General features: G+C 50.1%; 15 protein-coding genes and 1 tRNA gene. 8 read left to right on the plus strand and 8 right to left on the minus strand.

The window, feature by feature from the left end:
• Positions 1-22 precede the first annotated feature (22 nt).
• Complete coding sequence (locus ACFX4O_RS13100) at positions 23-1759, plus strand: AsmA family protein (protein WP_380209454.1); 1737 nt, start codon at positions 23-25, stop codon at positions 1757-1759.
• A gap of 50 nt (positions 1760-1809) precedes the next feature.
• Here the strand turns inward: ACFX4O_RS13100 and yicI are convergent, their stop codons facing one another.
• Both yicI and ACFX4O_RS13110 read right to left on the minus strand, forming a co-directional pair.
• Positions 1810-4128, minus strand: a complete 2319-nt coding sequence (yicI, locus tag ACFX4O_RS13105) for an alpha-xylosidase (protein WP_380209452.1) — start codon at positions 4126-4128, stop codon at positions 1810-1812.
• Between the two features lie 10 nt (positions 4129-4138).
• Positions 4139-5530, minus strand: coding sequence for a glycoside-pentoside-hexuronide family transporter (locus tag ACFX4O_RS13110; protein ID WP_380209450.1), 1392 nt, complete (start codon positions 5528-5530; stop codon positions 4139-4141).
• A gap of 289 nt (positions 5531-5819) precedes the next feature.
• Here ACFX4O_RS13110 and ACFX4O_RS13115 point away from each other — a divergent pair.
• From ACFX4O_RS13115 to ACFX4O_RS13135, 5 genes are all read left to right on the plus strand, one after another.
• A tRNA-Sec gene (locus tag ACFX4O_RS13115) sits at positions 5820-5914 on the plus strand.
• Positions 5915-6076: 162 nt separating this feature from the next.
• Positions 6077-7288 carry a tyrosine-type recombinase/integrase gene (locus ACFX4O_RS13120; RefSeq protein ID WP_380209448.1) on the plus strand — a complete coding sequence of 404 codons (1212 nt, stop codon included), beginning with the start codon at positions 6077-6079 and terminating at the stop codon, positions 7286-7288.
• A 451-nt stretch (positions 7289-7739) separates the two neighbouring features.
• Positions 7740-8627, plus strand: a complete 888-nt coding sequence (locus tag ACFX4O_RS13125) for a GTPase family protein (protein WP_380209576.1) — start codon at positions 7740-7742, stop codon at positions 8625-8627.
• A gap of 54 nt (positions 8628-8681) precedes the next feature.
• Positions 8682-9518, plus strand: a complete 837-nt coding sequence (locus ACFX4O_RS13130; protein ID WP_380209446.1) for a hypothetical protein — start codon at positions 8682-8684, stop codon at positions 9516-9518.
• Complete coding sequence (locus ACFX4O_RS13135; protein WP_380209445.1) at positions 9518-9997, plus strand: hypothetical protein; 480 nt, start codon at positions 9518-9520, stop codon at positions 9995-9997. The genes ACFX4O_RS13130 and ACFX4O_RS13135 overlap by 1 nt, the downstream gene beginning before the upstream one ends.
• Positions 9998-10351: 354 nt before the next feature.
• Here the strand turns inward: ACFX4O_RS13135 and ACFX4O_RS13140 are convergent, their stop codons facing one another.
• A complete protein-coding gene (locus tag ACFX4O_RS13140) occupies positions 10352-11122 on the minus strand; it encodes a hypothetical protein (protein WP_380209443.1) in 771 nt (256 codons plus the stop codon).
• A 106-nt stretch (positions 11123-11228) separates the two neighbouring features.
• Positions 11229-12224: a DUF6685 family protein gene (locus ACFX4O_RS13145; protein ID WP_380209441.1), complete on the minus strand. Its 996-nt coding sequence runs from the start codon at positions 12222-12224 to the stop codon at positions 11229-11231.
• Between the two features lie 468 nt (positions 12225-12692).
• Between ACFX4O_RS13145 and ACFX4O_RS13150 the strand changes: the two genes are divergently transcribed.
• Positions 12693-13034 carry a hypothetical protein gene (locus tag ACFX4O_RS13150; protein WP_380209439.1) on the plus strand — a complete coding sequence of 114 codons (342 nt, stop codon included), beginning with the start codon at positions 12693-12695 and terminating at the stop codon, positions 13032-13034.
• 3 nt (positions 13035-13037) lie between these two features.
• Here ACFX4O_RS13150 and ACFX4O_RS13155 read toward each other — a convergent pair whose 3' ends face one another.
• The 4 genes from ACFX4O_RS13155 to ACFX4O_RS13170 all read right to left on the minus strand — a co-directional run bounded on the left by ACFX4O_RS13155 (position 13038) and on the right by ACFX4O_RS13170 (position 17192).
• On the minus strand, positions 13038-13856 hold the full coding sequence (locus ACFX4O_RS13155; RefSeq protein WP_380209437.1) for a DUF4225 domain-containing protein: 819 nt from the start codon (positions 13854-13856) through the stop codon (positions 13038-13040).
• Positions 13857-14491: 635 nt separating this feature from the next.
• Positions 14492-14797, minus strand: a complete 306-nt coding sequence (locus tag ACFX4O_RS13160) for a hypothetical protein (protein WP_380209435.1) — start codon at positions 14795-14797, stop codon at positions 14492-14494.
• A 109-nt stretch (positions 14798-14906) separates the two neighbouring features.
• Entirely contained in the window at positions 14907-15869 is a 963-nt protein-coding gene (locus tag ACFX4O_RS13165; protein WP_380209433.1) for a hypothetical protein, read from the minus strand.
• Between the two features lie 384 nt (positions 15870-16253).
• A complete protein-coding gene (locus ACFX4O_RS13170; protein ID WP_380209432.1) occupies positions 16254-17192 on the minus strand; it encodes a type II toxin-antitoxin system RelB/DinJ family antitoxin in 939 nt (312 codons plus the stop codon).
• A 358-nt stretch (positions 17193-17550) separates the two neighbouring features.
• On the opposite strand from ACFX4O_RS13170, the gene ACFX4O_RS13175 reads away from it, so the two are divergent.
• A complete protein-coding gene (locus ACFX4O_RS13175; protein ID WP_380209430.1) occupies positions 17551-20673 on the plus strand; it encodes a hypothetical protein in 3123 nt (1040 codons plus the stop codon).
• Positions 20674-21042: the final 369 nt, after the last annotated feature.

The following is a 21042-nucleotide window of genomic DNA, read 5'->3' on the forward strand; positions in this document are numbered from 1 at the left end:
TGGCAACTGGGGATGGAAGATCATGAAATTTCTTGGAAAGCTGCTCTTTGTCGTTGTTATCGCCCTGCTTGTGGCGATCATCGCTTGCTATTTCCTGCTGCAAACCCGCTGGGGTGCAACACAGGTCAGCAAGTGGGTAAACGACAACAGTGACTATCACCTCACTTTCGAAGCGATCGATCACCGCTTCTCCTCCCCTTCCCATATATTGTTGAAAGGCGTGGATTTTGGCCGTAAAGGCAAACCGGCGACGCTGGTCGCCAAAACGGTGGATATCGGCCTGAGCAGCCGCCAGCTTACCGATCCGCTGCATGCCGACACCATTCTGTTACAGGACGGCACGCTGAATTTCTCCCCGGCTGCAGCACCGCTGCCGTTCCAGGCTGATCGCCTGCAATTAAGTAATATGGCGTTTAATAGCCCGACCACCGGCTGGGATCTCAGCGCCCAGCGTGTCACCGGCGGCGTTGCGCCGTGGCAGCCAGTCGCGGGAAGTGTGCTGGGCAGTAAAGCACAGATCCAGATGAGCGCCGGTTCGCTGACGTTAAACGGCGTTCCCGCCAGTAACGTGCTGATTCAGGGCAGTATCGATAAAGATGTCGTTACGTTGACCACTATTGGTGCGGATATGGCGCGCGGCTCTCTGACCGGAGACGCGCAGCGCGCCGCCGATGGCAGCTGGGTGGTGAACAATTTGCGTCTGAATGATATCCGCCTGCAAAGCGATAAGTCGCTGCTCGATTTCTTTAATCCATTAACCACCCTGCCGTCGCTACAAATTGGCCGCATTGAAGTGACCGACGCCCGTTTACAAGGGCCAGGTTGGGCGGTCACCGATCTCGATTTGAGTTTGCGCAACCTGACGCTCACCAATGGCGACTGGAAAAGCGAGGACGGTAAACTGTCGATGAACGCCAGCGAGTTTATTTACGGTTCGCTGCACCTGTTCGACCCAATCCTCAATGCTAACTTCTCGCCGCAGGGCATTGCGCTGCAACAGTTCACCTCGCGCTGGGAAAACGGCATGGTACGCACCTCCGGCAACTGGTATCGCGCAGGCCACGCGCTGGTGCTGGACGACACCGCGTTTGCCGGGCTGGAATACACGCTGCCGGAAAACTGGAAACAGCTGTGGATGGAGGATTTACCAACGTGGCTGAATACCGTCACACTGAAAAAATTCAGCGCCAGCCGCAACCTAGTGATTGATATCGACCCGGCATTTCCCTGGCAGCTAACGGCTCTGGACGGCTATGGCGATAACCTGCAACTGGTGCGCGAGCGCAAGTGGGGCGTATGGGGTGGAACGGCGAAACTGAACGCCGCGGCCGCCACCTTTAACCGCGTGGACGTACGCCGCCCGTCACTGGCGCTGAACGCCAACAGCAATGTCGTCACCATCAGCGAGCTAAGCGCGTTTACCGGACAAGGGTTGCTGGAAGCCAAAGCGGTGGTTGCGCAAACGCCAGATCGCAGCGTTAACCTCAGCCTGAACGGGCGCGGCGTGCCGGTGAATGTATTGCAGGAGTGGGGCTGGCCGGCGCTGCCCATCAGCGGCGACGGAAATCTGCAGCTCACCGCCAGTGGCAGCGTGCGCGCCGATGCGCCGCTTAAACCGTCGGTGAACGCCGAGCTTTCCGCCATTAACGTGCAGAAACAGCAAATCAAGCAGAACATGCATGGCGGCGTGGTATCCGGCGGCGTTGTCGCGCCTTCGGCGGAACCCACATCAACGCCTTCACCTCAGCCGACTCCCTGAACATGACATTTCCTCTCCCTCACGGGAGAGGAATAACGCGAAGCACAAACTCACAGCGTAATGCGTATCTCCCCGCCCTGCGGCGTAAGCACCACACCCGGCTCACTGCCGGATTGCGTGGCACCTTGTACACCCGCAATCTGCGCGATATTGCGCAGGCACAGCGTCCAGTTGTGCCCCTTGCCTTCGCTACACACAGTGATCACCCCCGCGTTGCGTTTGGCTCGCAAACGGAAGATCACCGCACCGCTGGCATCCGGCACGTCGCATAACGCTTCGCGTCCCTCTTCCAGCGCAAACAACTGGAAAGCGGTGCCGTCATGCCAGGCGTAGTCCGGACGCTGGTCGTTGCTGCCGAGCGCCAGCAATGTGTTATCCCGCACGTAAACCGGCAGGCTCATAAAGTCGTGGCGCTGTTTATGCCAGCAGTTGCCGGGTAATGTGTCGTTGTGCCACAGATGTGTCCAGCGTCCTTCCGGCAGGTAAAACTGCACGTCACCCGCTTCACTGAACACCGGCGCGACAAGCAGCGCATCGCCAAGCATGTATTGACGGTCAAGATAGTCACAAGCCGGATCGTCCGGGAAGGAGAGCATCATGGCGCGCATCATCGGCAAACCGGATTCGTGTGCCAGTGCTGCCTGCCGGTAGAGGTACGGCATCAGGCGGCATTTCAGTTGCGTGAAGTGGCGCACCACATCGCAGGACTCGTCATCGTACGCCCACGGCACACGATAAGATTTGCTGCCATGCAAACGGCTGTGGCTGGAGAGCAGGCCAAACGCGCACCAGCGTTTGTAAACATGCGCGGGAGCGGTGTTTTCAAAGCCGCCAATATCATGGCTCCAGAAACCAAAACCAGACAGGCCAATCGATAGCCCGCCGCGCAGGCTTTCCGCCATCGATTCATAGTTGGCGTAGCAGTCGCCCCCCCAGTGAACCGGGAACTGTTGCGCGCCGACAGATGCCGAGCGGGCAAACAGCACCGCGTCCTGCTCGCCAACGGTTTCTTTCAGCACGTTCCACACCAGCTCGTTGTAGATGTAGGCGTAATGGTTATGCATTTTCTGCGGACACGCGCCGTTATGCCACACCACATCAGTCGGGATGCGCTCGCCAAAGTCGGTTTTGAAGCAATCCACGCCCATCGCCACTAACGCTTTGAGTTTATCCGCATACCACCGGCAGGCTTCCGGGTTAGTGAAATCATAAATCGCCAGCCCCGGCTGCCATTTATCCCACTGCCACAGTGAACCGTCCGCGCGTTTCAGCAGATAGCCCTTCTCTTTCAGCTCGCGGAACACCGGCGATTTCTGGCCGATATAAGGGTTTATCCAGACGCAGATTTTCAACCCGCGCGCTTTCAGGCGGGTGATCATTCCTGCCGGGTCCGGGAAGGTCATCGGGTCCCATTCAAAATCGCACCACTGGAAAGCCTTCATCCAGAAGCAGTCGAAGTGGAAAACGTGCAGCGGTAGCTGGCGCTCCGCCATACCGTCAATAAAGCGGTTAACCGTCGCTTCGTCATAGTTGGTGGTAAACGAGGTGGTAAGCCACAAACCAAACGACCAGGCTGGCGGCAACGCCGGGCGACCGGTGAATTGCGTATAGCGGTTCAGCACATCCTGCGGCGTTGGGCCGTCGATCACGAAATACTCCAGATATTCGCCCTCAACGCTGAACTGCACTTTGGACACCTTCTCCGAACCCACTTCAAACTCCACCGCTTGCGGATGGTTTACCAGCACGCCGTAGCCACGATTGGTGAGATAAAAGGGGATATTTTTGTACGACTGTTCGGTGCTAGTGCCGCCGTCGCGGTTCCAGGTTTCCACCATTTGCCCGTTGCGCACCAGCGCGGTAAAACGCTCGCCGAGGCCATACACGGTTTCACCCACGCCCAAATCCAGCCGCTCAAACAGGTAATTGCGACCACTGTTGCCATCCTGCACGTAGCCGTTGTTTTTCAACTGGCTACCGGTAATGCGCACGCCATCGCGCAGGAAATCGAGTGCCCAGTTTTCACCTTTACCAATGCGCACACTGAGCGCACCGCTTTGCAGCTCGGCAAAATCGTCGGTATTGCGCATTTCCACGTGGACGTCTTGCGCAACATTAAGCGGGAAGTGCGGGCCGTTATCTATTGCTCCCTGAAAATGTTCGATGCGCACGCCAATAATCCCTTCCTGCGGCGAGAAAAAACGCAGGGTGAAGAGCGGCGTATCCAGTTGCCAGGTGCGCTCGCGCACGTCGCGTGGGGCGGCATAGACCACCATCTCATTACCCTGTTGTTCGACTTCAAACACCTGCACCGGCTGGATCAATGTAAGACCCGGCTGGATAAGCCAGTTGCCATCACTGATTTTCATGCATAACTCCTTACAGTAACTCTTCCCGTGGTGAAACATGCCCAAACCGTTGCTGGCTGCGGTGCTCGCCGCGCGCCAGTTGTTCCATGATCGTTTTGAGGAGCGGTGTTTTCAGGGTGTAGTAGCGTTTGGCGATAAAAGCGCTGAGCAAGTAACAGGCCGCCGGAACCAGCGTAAACAGCGCAATGATGATGCTGATGGTGGCGCTGTTCTGGCTTTGTGCCGCAGCATTGTAGCCACCGCCCGCTAGCGCCCAGCCAATCAGTGCACCGCCGAAAGCGAGGCCAAGTTTCAGCACAAACAACGTGCCCGCGAAGCTGATGCCGGTGAGACGTTTACCGTTGCACCATTCGCCGTAATCGACGGTGTCGGACATCATCACCCACTGGATCGGCGTAACCAGCTGATGCAGCACGCCGATAACGAAGATAAAGATGAACATGGTGACGCTGGCCTGAACCGGCACGAAGAACATGGCGATGCTGAGCACGGTGAGCGCCGCGTTGGTCCACCAGAAAATGGTGACTTTGCATTTCCAGTCGGTGAGCGGCTTAGCCAGTGCGCTGCCAATCAGGTTGCCGACGCAGTAGGTAGTGAGAAACGCGGTGAAAATGGCGGCATCGCCCATGATCCAGGTGACGTAATACATCATCGCGCCGCCGCGCACGCAGACCGCGAGAATATTCAGGATGGTTAGCAGACCCACGATGCGCCACTGATCGTTTTGCCAGATGTCGCGCAGATCTTCACGCATGCCGGTGGTGCTCGGCGGCGCCTGGATACGCTCTTTGGTGGTGAAGAAGCAGAACGCCAGCATCATAAAGGCGACCACGGAGAGCACCGCGATGCCGCCCTGGAAACCGAAAATTTTGTCATCGCCGCCAATCAGTTTCACCAGCGGCATCATCAGCACGGTGGAGAGCATGCCGCCCGCCGTCGCCAGCACGAAGCGCCAGGATTGCAGCGAGATGCGCTGCTGCGGGTCGTTGGTGATCACACCACCGAGGGCGCAATAAGGAATGTTGACCACGGTGTAAAGCAAAGTAAGTAACGTATAAGTGACAGCGGCGTAGATCATCTTGCCGCTGAGGCTGAGATCCGGCGTGCTGTAGGCCAGAACGCACACAATGCCGAACGGCAACGCGCCGAAAATTATCCACGGGCGGAACTTGCCCCAGCGGCTGCGGGTGCGGTCGGCGAGCAGGCCCATGCACGGGTCCGAAACGGCGTCTAATGCACGCGCCAGCAGAAACATGGTGCCGACAAACCCGGCGGGGATGCCAAAGATATCGGTATAAAAGAACATCATGTACAGCATTACGTTATCAAAGACGATATGGCTGGCGGCGTCTCCCATGCCGTAGCCAATCTTTTCTTTCACAGAAATAATCTGACTGTCCATTTTTGTTTCCTTTACGCATGAAAAATACGCAGAAAGCGGTTTCAGACGTTGTAAACGATTGGATTTCAGCCGGGTATTGCGAATTCTAGTTATCTGATTACGTTTATTCTTTTCTGTGATCACGGTTCCTTTAGCGGGTGAAAAATAGCTAAGCCATGGAAAAGATGAAGATTTATCTTAAACAACCGTTTGCGGCGGGAGCACAATGAGAAAATTTATGACGGAAGTATGTGGTAAATGCCTGAAAGTAGCTATAATGCGCCCCGCCTCCATGTAGCAATGCAGGCGCGGAAGATCGTCATCTCCGGTGAGGTGGCTGGACTTCAAATCCAGTTGGGGCCGCCAGCGGTCCCGGGCAGGTTCGACTCCTGTGATCTTCCGCCAGTTCGCCTCTCCTGAGCTCCACTCTCATCAATTAATCCCTTATACTACCTGATATTGCAATCGATCATGCCCTTCCGAGGTCAACCCATGTCTACCAGAATCAAGTACATTCTGGGGGCACAATGGGGGGCATAAAAGATGCCCCTTTCCGAGGTGCCCCCAATGAAGCTAACAGCCCGACAAGTCGATACAGCCAAACCCAAAGACAAGCCGTACAAGTTATCTGATGGTGGTGGCCTCTATCTTGAGGTAACAACCAATGGGTCACGTTACTGGCGTTTGAAGTATCGTTATGCAGGCAAAGAAAAGCGGTTAGCCTTTGGCGTTTATCCAGAGGTTTCGCTCGCCGAAGCACGTGAAAAACGTGATGCTGCTAAGAAAGTATTATCAACTGGAAGTGACCCTGGTGAAGTCAAGAAAGCAGAGAAAATCGCTCAGAGACTAAACTTTGGAAATACTTTCGAAGCGATTGCCCGTGAATGGCATCAGCACAAAGCAGACCGTTGGTCATTACGGTATCGTGACGAAATCATTGATACCTTTGAAAAAGATATATTCCCTTATATTGGCAAGCGGCCAATTATCGAAATCAAGCCAATGGACTTGCTTGAAGTCCTTCGCCGAATGGAAAAACGTGGCGCACTAGAAAAGATGCGTAAAGTCCGTCAGCGCTGCGGGGAGGTTTTTCGTTATGCCATAGTTACGGGGCGGGCTGAATATAACCCGGCCCCCGATCTTGCCAGCGCTTTAGCGACGCCGAAAAAGGAGCACTTCCCCTTCCTTACGGCTAGTGAACTTCCTCATTTTCTCAACGACCTAGCGGGTTATACAGGCAGTATCATCACTAAAAACGCAACTCAGATTATTATGTTAACAGGGGTGCGTACACAGGAGCTCCGCTTTGCCCGTTGGGAAAATATCGATTTTGAAAAACGGCTCTGGGAAATTCCTGCGGAGGTAATGAAGATGAAACGCCCTCATATTGTGCCGCTCTCTGAACAAGTCATTACATTGTTTAAGCAGCTTGAACCGATCTCCAGACATCATCCACTCGTGTTTATTGGCAGGAACGATCCGCGTAAACCTATCAGTAAGGAGAGTGTTAATCAGGTTATTGAGTTACTGGGATATAAGGGCAGGCTTACAGGGCACGGTTTCCGCCACACGATGAGTACCATTCTGCACGAACAAGGCTTTAACTCAGCGTGGATCGAAACACAGCTTGCCCATGTAGACAAGAACGCGATTCGCGGTACGTATAACCATGCACAGTATCTGGAAGGTAGGAAAGAGATGATGCAGTGGTATGCAAATTATATTGAATCTCTGGCAGAAAGAACCGTTATACAGGGAACATTCGGTAAGACTGCGTAGCTACTGCTGATTTACCTCATATAAACATACCTAAGCCGTTGATCCTTATTTATTTTACTTAAGTTAATACGTAACAACGTTCCATCGATTACTTTGCAACAGACCGGGAATAACCCGGCCTGTTGCTAAAATTTATTGTTATGCGTACCCATTCAATATTTCCCTCTTCAATTATGATCTGTAAAAACGATCAGTCATTTAATTTTGATAGCTAAAGTCAATCAATTAATTAATATTGATCGTTTTCATTGATTAATTATAACGATCGATAAGCTCAAATTGATCTGAATTACCGATTTTACTCTTATGCCTGTTCTTGAAAGGATCTCGTAGTTTCGGGCCGTAAGGCACTAAACATTAAATAATTTTAAGGGGGATTAACGCCTGATTCTTCGGCGTTTTTGCGAATTTTAAAACCGTAATCTGACTGGTCAGAAAGGTAGGCTACATGATGAAAGATGAAGGGAACTCAAGGCATAACCCGGTTAAAGATGCACTGGAGATTTTGCCTGAAAACATCAGGGAGAGTATTTCAAGACGCATTAACGAAGTCATTAACTATGAGCCAGTGATTGGCATTATGGGTAAGACCGGGGCGGGTAAATCCAGCCTCTGTAATGCGATCTTCAAAGGAGATATTTGTGCTGTCAGTGATGTGGAATCCTGTACGCGGGAAACGCAGGAAGTACGCATTCAATTTGGCAAGCGCTCAATCAGGCTGATTGATATTCCGGGAGTAAGTGAAAGCACAGCACGTGACAGTGAGTATGAGCAACTCTACCGGGAATTGCTGCCGAAGCTGGATCTCGTTCTCTGGGTCATTAAAGGAGATGACCGGGCATTCTCAGCGGATGAACATTTCTACAAGAACGTTCTGCAACCTGCTGGAGGTGAAGAAAAGACACTGTTTGTGCTTAATCAGGTAGACAAGATTGAGCCTTTCCGTGAATGGGATGTACAGAATGCTCAACCCTCGCCAGCGCAGATAAAAAACATCATCGATAAGAAAACCTACATTACTCACCGACTCGGTTTTACTGATCATCCTGTTATCGCTGTTGCTGCCAGCGAAGGCTATAACGTCACTCAACTGGTTGAGGCAATGGTGCGAGCACTCCCAAAGCACGCACAAAGCGGCGTAGCGTCACAGGTAAAGGAAGAGCACAAAACAAAAAGCGTAATAGAAGAAGCAACAGAAGGGTTCGGAGACACTGTTGATCGTGTGATTGATGAATTCATTGATGCCTCTCTTCCTAAGCCAGTGGCAACCATGGTGAAAGCAGCCAAAACAGTGGTTGTCAGTGGGTTAAAGAAAGCCTGGAATTTCTTCTTCGGTTAAAAACCTGTTCAGCCTCCTGAATCTCAGGGGGCATTTCTCATTGAAGGATTAAATATGAAAAGATTACTCGGCGGTGCCATGCTATTAAGTGCAGGCATGTTCTCTGTGTCTGCTTATGCAAACCCGGCTGATTCCTGTGATGGTGAACAAACCATCTTTGATGCATATGCCATTAAGGGAGGGAAGCACGTTGGTGTGTGTTATGTCGCTGGAAATGTTCGTTATGTGTACGGTAAAGATTCTGGAAAGCCGGATATTTTATTAAATGTACCTGCGGATAAAGTTAAATTCACTCTATCCGGGAATGGCGATCAGAGCGTGACCATTCCTAATGGTGACTACAGCTATACAGTGGGCGAATCCCTGCGTGGTGGCTCATTTATTCAGGTATGGAAACAGCAGAAGCTTATTACTGAAATTGAATTAAATGGAGAGACACTGGAAAATCACATAGAGAAATTCTCAAATAATGCCAATGCCAATGCCAATGCCAATGCCAATGCCAATGATGCTATTACACTTAATGTATCCGCTAAATACAGTGATGTTCCGGCAGGAAGATATTATTTCTGGAAATATCAACTAATCAGTAACGTGGATAATCTTACGATTAATAAAATCACTATCAACAATGGACATTGCCTGATAAATGAAAAGAAACGTGTTTTTATGACAAAAGTACGTGAACACAACATGCTTGATCGGTTGAATAATGGTGGACGAAATCAGATTTCAGAAGACCATGACACGCCCCGTACAGACTGGGATCTTAACACGGGTGGTGTCTATTACTTTACGGTTTCTTCTGACAGGGATTATGGAAAATGCAGGCCTCGTGAAGTCCTTATTGAAACCAATAAAGGTATTTCAACCTTTCGCTGGAAAAATTAATGATGAACGATATAAATTTATTAAAGAATAACCTTGATACTAAGGTATTAAACTTCGTGCTGTTGACTGCTGTTACAGGTGGCATTTACCCATTAATGTGGTTATTTCTCAATCAGCGGAAATTAACCGAAGGCATGAAGGATAACTTTGTCGATAGCAATTACCCCCTATGGATCGCCGTTGCCACAGGTATGGGATGGTTTTTGTCAGATTTCAGCTATGAAATAAGTGACGAAGACACCATTCTTGACTACATCGCCGCGCTGTTATCGTTTGCATCCATTGTTATGTACATCGTTTGGAGTTTTAAGGCTAAAACTGCATTGCAGGCTTACGTTTTAAAAGAGTTTAAATTTGAACTTAAAATGAACCTGTTCTACATTTTCATATTCAACATATATTACATTGTTTACTGTATTAACAGTATGGAATTTGAGTACCAGAAACACAAAATCATTTTCAGCCAACAACAGGGTTAGTTGTTTTACATATAAATAAGAGCACCATTAATGGTGCTCTTATTTTTTTACTTTTTGTAGCGTGCCGCGCTAAGGAAAAGCTCGTTTCTTCTGAGACGAACTCCCCTCTGGTCAAGCTGATACCCCTGATGCTCCATCACCTGACGGGCCATTTTCCCCAATCATCTGTTTAATCCGGTCATTGTTTTCATTGCTGACCTCATTACCAAATCGTTCAATAAGGTAGGGTTGAACAACTTCCAGTTTGTTTTGTTATTCTGGGTGGGGCGGGTTATTGCCGACCAGCCCCTGAGGACGATAAAGAAAAGGGCAATCCGGTAAATTTAATGCATCATTTTACCTTATTGGCTTTCATTATTTCTCTCCAAATTCAATGTCTTTTTTTATACAAAATAATGACTGAACATGCCTGTTTTTAGCGAAGAATTCAATGTAACTATTCACCATTACATTCCAGTGAGCGATTACGCCATCAAGTAGCGTTTTCATCTCTTCTTTGTCTTCATCCCGGAGGTGAAAAGGGAGTGTTGAAAGCATGTCATCCTTGAGACATTTCTCGTATCTTTCTACGTCTCTCATCAGGATAAGTTCGATGTTGTTCGCGTGGGTTATGCATTCTTGCAGGGAAGTCAGCATGCTGTTCAGTGCTTCCTTCCGGCTGTCAACGGCAACGATGCCGTAGCTGAGCATCTGAATGGATAACCGCTCGCAGTCGTTCAGGATTTGAGAATGGCGTTCATTAAGATTTCTGAAAAGTTCCATCGTAGCCTTTATTGGGAGACGATCCTTTCTGTCCGGAATACGGTTGTCTAATCCAAGGTAACGGATATATACCACACCAGCCACTTCCATAAGCTTGTTCTTCATGCTGAGTTCGACAAGGTTCTCATTGATCAGTTTGATGGCCAGTTCGAATCCTTTAGTATAGAAAAACTCCGCCAGATAACGACGGGCTGCCAGGGCTGCCGCGACGGCGGCTATTGCCATAACCACATTGGCAATAGCGATTATCCAGTTACTGAGATCGTTTTTCTTGGTGGCACAACTCCAGATAATAATAAAAAAAATGACGGCCATTACAAAAACGCCGATTGCATAGATTATGCGATCTATTTTGCTTGCCATGAGAATCCCTTTTAATCTGAGTATGTAAAATACAAAGGATGTTTTATAAACTTTTTTAAAAAATCATCCCTGCCCTATTATCCTGATGGTTCCCATCACGGTACGATTATCTGGTATTTTCTTTTCGAAGACTGAACGGTTCACCCAGAGATATATCCCTTACCTCATGAAGGTAGGGTTTGTTATGGTAAGCCTGTGGTTTTTTCAGATACTCCGGCAGCGGGATGATTTTTCTGGCCTCTGCAGCCATTGCAATCCATTTGCTGAAAAGCACTTGCCTGCCTTTTAGCTCTGCTTTTGCAATGAAGGCAAAATTCACGTTCTGATGGTACCGTACTGGCTTCAAATAGCGCACTTTCCGGCTCACCAGGCTGCTCATCAGTAACCGGAACTGCGTGTCGTTATAACTGTACCCATTATCCCTGCGCGACAGAAAAAGGAATGAAAAATAATCTGCCTCCAGTTCCTTGACCGCGTCAGCATTAACCGACAGTTTTTCTATAGCTGCCTCCCGGCGATACGGAATCTTATCCCGAAGGCACTGCCAGATAACCTTCGCCGCGTGGTGGGAGCCGCCGGAATTGGAGGCGACATAGCGATCGTACCAGCCGTAGTAGGTCACACGGACAGGACAGCGGCGGGAGAATCCTTCCTTCTCGATATGCCTGACGTTGGCCTCCCAGTCTTTCTGCGTGGCGTCGGGCAGGTTAGCCCCGGGATACATCCCCATGCCCCAGGCCTCCAGGTTCCTGAACCAGCTGCCGTTAATTCGCGGGTTAAAGCCCGAACCAAAACTCTTTGACGCCGTCAGGCTCTCAATCCTGGCAAAATCAAACTCAGGATCGAGCACTGTTTCCCTCGTGATAAGTTTTTTAAGGAGTAGCCTGAGTTCCTCCGGCAACTGGCTGACCGAAGGTCTGTCAAAGTCAAAGACCTCTTCCAGTTGGAGAAGGGTGCCGGCGTCGGCGGTGGGACGAAAAAGGCAGACGTCATCGAGATACAGCAGCGCGCCTTCGTCCATTCGGTAGCTGAATCCCTGCCGCAGCAGACGGTCCGTCACGCTAAAGAGAAGATTCAGAATGCGGTTTATATTGCCTGTCATTTTTGTTTTTTCTCCGTGTCTCATGCAGTCCATTGTGTCGGGCAGTTGGTCACTGCCCGGGGGCGGGATGGTTCCGCTCCGCTCCGGTCAGGTTGTCGATTAGCTGCCCGGCATGACTGATATTCAGCGCGGTCATCTTGGTTTTCAGCGCGGTCAGCATCCCCGCATGGCTCAGGCGAACCCGTGGAGATAGGGCCCCCTGATATCCCTTTGAAGATTTGCATGTAGTCCGTTAAAAATCATATCAAATATGATTTTGTTTAACGTAATGATAAATCATACCCATTGCAGCTTGCTGGCCATGATGATGATAGTGTCACAGAGTATGATTTCTGAACGGCCGCCCGGCTGTCGCTATCATCCTGAAGTATGGCAAACTCGCGGGCAGCAGGACAGGTCAGTAAAGCCTGTCAGGATACAGTTTAAAAAAAACCACCCGGAAGGTATGCTTTCAGGAACATAACAACCATGAAGGAAGGAGATCATGTGGCCAGTGAACTGACAGAAAAAGACCTGCTGGAGAATGGTTTCACCGTCAGAAACGTATCCCGGCTCAGGGAAGTGCTGAACAGGAATGAAAATGCCGGCGAGACGCTTTCGGGACTGGTTGATGATTTGAGCCGGCGTTTTTACGGGGGCGTCATTTGCCTGTTTCTTGTTCTGGCGCCGCTGGTTTTCCTTCCCGTTTTTTATCCGTCTTCCCTGCTGCTGTATTACTTACCGGTCGCCATTTTTGGTGTGATTGCGGTCTGGTATCTGATACCTCTCGGCCTTTCATGGAAAGCATACCGGATGATGAAAGGCCGGTAGGGATCACTGCGGTTTTTCGTCATGCTGCAGCTGGTAAAGCGTATGGCCAATTTTTGCCCCTTTCCACGTCGCCGAAACGCCTTTAATGGCCAGTGCCGTCCGGCTCATGGTGGTCACCTGTCGCATGAAGTCGGGGGCAAGATACCGGTACAGACGCCAGGCATCAGGTTTCAGGGTGAGCTTGAACATGCCATAGTAGGACGTGCTGAGATCCACCAGTTGATAAGCCAGTAAGCCCACCTTACGATCAAAGCCCAGAAATTCGGCCGACCCTTCAAAGCCATCGCGCATAAAGTTGACGGGATGCGCTTTCCCCGCCAGCTTCTGGATGCCTTCCGCTGCCGAAGAGACACCATTAAGCACCAGGGTCGCACCGGCGATAATGCCTAGCACATTTCCTGTCGGAACGGATGAAGCAATGACACCAATACCACCGGCTATCTGCAGACCGGAAATGACTACACCGACAAAATCAATGACATAGCCGAAGAACTTCCCGTTCTCTTCGTAGATCCTCACCGATGCGGTGAGAACAGACTCCCCCGTCCTGAGCATTTTGTCCTGAATTTTCAGGTTATTGTTTTCCTCACGGATGTTCCGGATACACTGCTGGCATTCCTGCTCTGTCGCGCCATTGCGGATGGCGGCCAGCTGAAGCTTACTGAAATCACGCACATTGTCCTGAAAGCGAACGCGCGTCAGGGCATCTTTAATATGAAACCCCGATACGGCAAGTGCTGTATTCATCAGCTGATTCACTTCCAGTGAGGCCATTGTCAGGAAATAGCCCGAAAAGCGATTACCACCTGTATATATGTCCAATTCCTTCCCTCGAATCGTCGTGGACCAGAAAATATACGGTAGCACACACCTTTAAGCTGTGACAGATTCCCGGCTGTATCTCATTACCAGATAACTTTCACTACCGGCCTGAACTGAATCGCCACGGTTTCCGGAGTGTAGTCAGGGGATTGTTAACGAAATGAGATGGTGCAACACCGGCGTCGTGACGACAGGATCAGGGGGTAATTAACTCCGTGAGGACAAAGCAATGAAGAGAACCCGTCAGGAAGTTGTGGCACGCTGGCTTGCCAGCCGTGCACCGGAGCAGCGTACCGTGAAGAAGCGCAGAAATTCTCGGATGAATGCTGGCAGACGGGGCTGCGCCTGTCTGCCCGGCCTCGTTCACATTATGATCTGATCATGAATGAAGTTCGGTGGTCTTTCATCGCGTGACACATGACAAACAGGCCATCCCTCAGGGAATGGCCTGTTTCTCTATCATTTTTTCTCCAGCCCGTCATTACGAGCCAGGGGCGCCAGTGACCAGCTCCCGCATCCGGAAGCGCGCCATGGGACGGGAGAGACCAGTGATTCAGACCACGATAATCTCTTCCAGATTCCTTGCCATATACGCACCGGGCGTAGTGGCCACCCGTCAGCGTTGACGGCACTGGTTAGTGAAGCTCTGCTGGAGCGGGTCGCGTTTTATTGCTTCGCCCTGGAAGGGTTGACACGCGTGTGGCCTTACCATCCGGTTTTTTGCGTTTCGGTTTGTTGAGGGCATAAAGTTCACGCATTTCGTCACGAACCGCGCGCCCCGCTTTCAGGGCAACTTCATCGAGCCGTTTATCTATTTCTGTAGCTACCAATTTTTCGATGTGCTGATCCATACCACCACTCAGCGATGCCTTACGTAAGGTTGCCGCGTTGCCGTGAAGTAGTCTGCCATCTTTTGAAAATGCTTTGTCACTATTACTCATACAAAACCTCAGCTGAAATATAATCCCGGCATAACCGGATTTGATATATTTGCAGAATTCAATTAAGTACTTCTGCTGAATTTTAATTGACTACGAGACTGACGATGGCTTAACACGAGCAGCAAATAGGAATACCTGTATATCCCTCCGTCTCATCAATGAAAAGTGTGTTACAGATGTGGCACCCACGAATACGTGGTAGAGACGTCAACCCACGTGGCAGCAAATCGGTCAGCTTATCTTCAGACCAGACAGCACCATCGCGAATATCAGACGGGAGTATATTTCCAAGCCTCCAGGACGGTTGGTTCGCACGCCACGACCACATTGGCGAAAACAGAAAATAGTGGTCGTATGTGTCACGTTCAGCTTGATGTTTTCTGAATCCAACTTCACGTTTCCATGGGGCCTGAATAATGCTGAAACCCATGCCCATTTCAGCTGTGTGAATGTAATTACCTCCACTGTAATGATCCAGCGTCGCAAGAGATGTCGCTGGATGGCTTGCTGGCGGGAACACCCACAGATAACATTCATTCTCAGTAACACGAGAAACAAGCTCGCTTTTACCTCCCTTTGTAAAGGAAGCCGCAAGAGAAAACCTGGCGTTCCAGGAGATATCTGGTGCCGGGATCAGTTTTGAAGCAATTGCCAATGTGGCTGTCACAGGGGTTAACTCCACCCCTTCATCGTTTAGCGCAAGGTTTTTACGAAGATCTTCAAACGCCCGCTTTTTGATATCTTTCGGAATGGCTGGATCAAGTAAAAGCTGAACCTGATTTACACCTATCCCTGCTTCTTTAAGCCTTGTAATGACCGTTTCAGCCACACCCATAGCCTGAAAAATATCTGTATCCAAACACTTCTCGGCACGTTTTATTGTGTCGAAAAGGTTGTACTGCTTTGAACGTGACTTACCGCGGATCTCAATTGGAGTCTCTCGTTTTGAGTTTACTTCAGGTGATACAGTGCCAATTGCAGCGTGCACAAGCTGACGGCAATAAACTTCGTCTATTGATAACTCGCTGCTCAGACGGCTGATACATTCAGATAGAAGGTTTTTTTTAGACATGACTACTCCTCAAGTTTGACGTTTTGTAAGCTGCGCTTGTTGGGCCGTTAATCGCGAAGCTAGACGTCAAATAAAGGGTTCATCATATTTGAAATTTCAGGTCGTATGTATGCACGGCAACCACACAACAACTACTGATTGCCTAATCAAAGCAATTTTTTCTCAAGAAAGCAAGCGCTCTTTTTCGCCCCATCCCTTAAGCCCCTCATTCTGAAGGAAGCGAATGGCTATATCTCGCCGTGAGTTATCTCGCTGTGAGTTCACCCGATGGATGCAGTAGTCACCCCGTTACCCTGAGGAAACTTTTCCCCTTTTCGTCATTACGTTCCTGGAGCCTGCCGGCGGCCTGCTCCCGCATTCGCGCGCGCCGGGGAGACCTGTCATTCAGGCCACAACAATCTTTTCCAGCTCCCTGTCCATATACGCACCGAGCGTGGCGGCCACCCCGTCAGCGTTGACGGCATTTTGTTCCGTAACCGCACGATTCGGGTACAGGTGGAAGAACGCATACCCTTCCACAAACATGAAGCCGATCTCGGTACCGCGCTTCCCGCTCACCGGTGTGATGTAGGGGCTGGTAACGTTAAAAACGTGATCAGTGACTGTAGGGAACGTGAAACCCTGCCAGTTCAGGCAGTCGGGTAACGACTGCCCCCTGCGGGCGGGTTTCAGCATCACGCGGATCTGCCAGATATCAGACGGGTATTTCTCCGGCCGGTACACCTCGACAGAACAGTACGTGCCCTCGTGTGTAAAGGTCTCGGTCACCGCCCCGGCCTGGTGGAGGCCCATCTCGGTCATGCGGGTTTCAGCCCTTGCCAGCGCCGCGGCAAAGACTTTCTCTTTTTTCAGGAACAGGGTTCGTCCATAGCTGTTCGGTGAATCCTCCAGAATGCTGTGGCAGAGGGTCAGCGCCAGATAAGCCTCGCCGAGCGAAGACTGGACATAGTGCTGCAGGTGTTCACCCGCGCGCCCGGTAGCGCTGTACAGACGCATGTCGTCTTTGATCATGCCGATATCGATGGCCAGCGCCTGACAGTATGTCCGGCGCGCGTCCTCTGTCAGCGTATCCTCGTTCATCAGCCGGGCGATCTCCGCGAGCCGGGGCCGGGCCGACAGCAGGCCGTCGAGGGTGTTCTGCAGCGACTCTTCCGGCCGCCAGACCCGGGTTTCTATCGTGAAAGGCAGCCGGTCGTTCTGATCGACAAACTGGTAAAGGGCAGTGATGGCCTGGGTGGCCGTGCAACCCAGCTGCTGGAGTTTGGGGTCAACACGTTCTTTCAGCGCCGCATCCAGGCGGGCGTTAATCATGGCTAACGGCATGGCCGTACTCCTTGTTTACCTGTTTTATGTAAAGCACGATTGCTTTACCCTTTTTGTGTATCATAACTGCTTTACACATAAAGTAAAGCAGATGTGCTTTACTTAACTGATGCCAACACATGCATTATTGAGATGAATTATTGCCTTATCGGCATTAACGCTTTTTTGTTAAGAATGCAGATATTTTATTGCCCGAGTGTCACCAGTAGCGGTTTCTGCATCCGCAGATCCGTTTTCTGTTAGTTCCGAATCTGCCCTCTGGACTGACCGGAAGAATGCAAGATTGAGATTTTTAAAGAAATACTCTGCTTACAGGACGTATGATGAAGAGGTTGAGCACCCACCTATCAGGAACGCTATGTCTGGCAAATTCCTTACACACCTTTCAGCTAAAATACGAGCCGAACTCAAACACAACCTTAAGAACAATGCGGTGTATAAACGACATCGCTGGAGCCTGCCTGAGAGGGCACAGGTGTACTGCTCCACGCATTATCTGAGGGCTATGTTGTTTCTCTGGACGGCGGCCGCAGGCGCAGTCATTGCTGCGGAATATTTTCGCCCCGTATTTCATTCTTTTGCCGTTACCTATCTGAAAGGCGTCACGGTACTACCGGCATGGATGTCAAACCTGCTGGGCGCGCAGTTGACGATTATCGGGATCGTTTTTCCACTGGTTGTGGGTCTTATCAGCGTGCTCTTTCAGAAAAAATCGTCCCGGATACATATTCAGTCAGCTTATCAGCTTCATTCAGGTTACATGTTTGCGGGTCTCAGCGGACTGTCACTGGCCGCATTTATCGTGATTGGCGGATTGTTTTCATCAGCAGGCGATAAATACCGGACGACCGCCTTTGCCATTACGGCCCTGATCTGGATGCTGTTTAATCTCGGGCTGTCTATATGGTTTTTTATATCAAGCCTGAATATTCTGGATGATAAAAAGCGCAATCACCTTATGCTGAAGTACTTTCAGTCAGAGATTGTGGAAAATTTTATTTTACGCTCACTGATAAATGCATGGCTCCGGTACCCAGGCAACTATCTTGATAAATATTACATTAAAGGCATTGAGATCCTGCGCTGGTATGTTTCAGGTGAAGAAAAGATGCAATTACTGCCTTACTATGTAGGTGAAGGAAAGGACATAACTGATGTCCGGCCGCGACTACTCAGTTTTCTTTTGCGATTTCTCCGGCCTGTTAAAAACAGTAATGGTGAACTTATTTTACTTCCCTCGCTCGGCCGTAAGCAGGATACCATTACGCTAATTGCATCTTCTAATGTCATTTTTCCCCGAGGCTGGGCATTTCTCTTCAGAAGATGCTTTATCAGAGGCCCCCAAAAAAACTGGAAAGAATACCGGGATATTACCCGCGATTTTTACAGTGAGGCCTACGATGCCCTTGAAGACGGAAATATCAGTTCTTTCATCAGCGCCGCAGACAGGCTGGTTGAAACCTACACAGCGCTGAAAAAAAGTTTCCGGTATGCAGACGGTAATTATATTGATGAATGCGGTGACACGGAATTTATGCTGACATTCAGCCAATCTTTCCATCGGGATTTTTATGCTTTCAGCCATACTACGGTAAAGTCGCTGGAAACCACAGGTGAATATTTTCGTCATGTAATGACCATCCCGTTCTCAGTATACCGGGACTCTGACAGCCGGCAGTTGAGTGATTTTGAGCAATATGTTAAGTCTCTTTTCCACGTGTGGCATGCGCTGACAGACTGGAAAACAGGGTATGGTGATAATCTGACTGTCGCTCAGGAGCTACGTCACCGCGAGCTTGTTAAGGACTTCATCGGTGAATGGGAAAGCTGGTACATGTGGCGACGTCTTCAGAACCGAGCCGGAGAACAATCTGACAGCGATCAGAACTGCCTTCTGGCTCATCTTTTTCATACCGCTCAGACTGTCATAACAGCAGTCATGAAAGATGACCGTTTTGCCGCAGAACACAGCTCAGATATGCTGTTGCTCTGGTATGGACGGAATAACTTTGAAGAGCATTTTGAGCAGTACCGGTGGCACAGTTTTTTATTCACGCCTGCGTTATTAGCGCTGGACCCTGACGGTTCTGACTGGCAGGCAGTACTACGGGGTCATGAATATTCAGCCAACAAGACGCTGGCGACGGTATTTTATAACGCTCTCGCTGACGTGCGTCTGCTGACTGCCGGTTATATTCTTTCTCATATCAGGCAGAAAAAGAATGTCCTCCTGAAAGACGTTGTCAGGCGACTCCTGAGTTCAGACCTTGTCTATCCAACTGGCGCACATGATCGCCTGACGTTTTCGTTTAAGTCAGCCACTGATATTATTGACAGCATCATCAGGCTGGAACACCGTAATAACGGTCGTGAAGACGGCTGGTACGGGATGCTGACCGGACTCATAAGAGCATTTTCAGCATTCAATGATACCCAAACCATTACCGGTCGCATTTATATGGGTACCTATGAAGATGTCAGGAATATTTACGAAAGTTACGCTGATATTGCTTTTTATTTTTCAGTTGGGTCCCTTACTGTCAGCAGGCGTGTACAGGATGCACTGGATGAGAACATCTTCACGTATTATACGAAGCAGCGAGTTATCAATCAGCTCAATGGAATGAAGCGTCGTGAAGATACCCCCTCTGACGGGTATTTAATGCCGGAGAAAGATTTCAAGGCGAAGATAACTGCTTTCAATACAACGCTTGATGCCTATATTCTGGCGTTCAGTCAGAGTATGCAGGATGAACTTATTCATGCTGAAGTCGATACAGAACGCCTCAGAAATACCGATCTGACTCTCACTCACGGGCTGCCCGACATGCTTGCTCAGGATGCCCTGCTTTCCCGTTTTTCCTTCAGCAGCGTTGAGAGCAGGGATACGGCATGGGAGGCCAGGTCAGTTTGCGGAACCATGCCCAAAAATAACATTGCCCGGGGCATTAACAGCAATGTATACGGCGAGTTGACAGCGCTCCAGGAAGTCAAAAATTATCTGCTTCATGACGTTTACCGCATCCTGAGCCATCTGCCGCCGCAGCGGACCGAAAACGTCCGCAACGTGGACGAACTGCTGCAGCATGTCAGGGAGATGACCGCCGATAACGACAGCTTTACGCTTATTTTCTTCGGAACCCGCCTGGGGAGCGAGCTGCGTGAACTGACCCATCATGCTGACAGGCATGCAGAGCTGGGGATCACTGTGGACCTGATGTCACCTCCCGGCGGCCTGATGCCGGTCAGAATCAACGGCTGTGTTGTCTACCAGGTGTGGGGCTATAAAGGATGCTATTCCCTGCTCGTCAGGAATAGCATCTTCGGTAACCTCCATCTGCGGAGAGATCCTGATGGTCTGCTATTCAGTTCATCGTGGCAGACGGACAGTGAAGATCCCCTGACCGGTTCGGTGACCACCACCTGGGATCAGATGCTGGAAATCAACGGTGCTGTGGTGGCCCGGTTCGAACATCTCTGATAAATCTGTCTGAGCGGGACACATAATTCCCGCTCAGACAATATTATTGCGTATTTCTTACATTTAACTCTCTATAATTAATTTATATGCAATAATCCACACATCGCAACAATCCTCCACTTTTTGTGTTCTTAAGGCAATAATCTCTCTTACTTTTTTGAGATCCGATTTCTGGTAGTTTCGGATCACTGCCCTGTCCCCCGCCGCGCGTCCGCCCGTGAACACCACATGTGGTGACTTTCTGCCTTGTTACAGCGCAGTATGTTGTATTTTTTCCCCCGTCCGTGACCCGGCGCGCAGGTGTCACGGATACCGTTTTGCTTATTTCCTCACCATGTTACACTTCCGGAAACGGGCAATACGCAGAAA

Origin of the sequence: Kosakonia sp. YIM B13571 (assembly GCF_042788095.1) — a bacterium.
Classification (GTDB): Bacteria; Pseudomonadota; Gammaproteobacteria; order Enterobacterales; family Enterobacteriaceae; genus Kosakonia; species Kosakonia quasisacchari.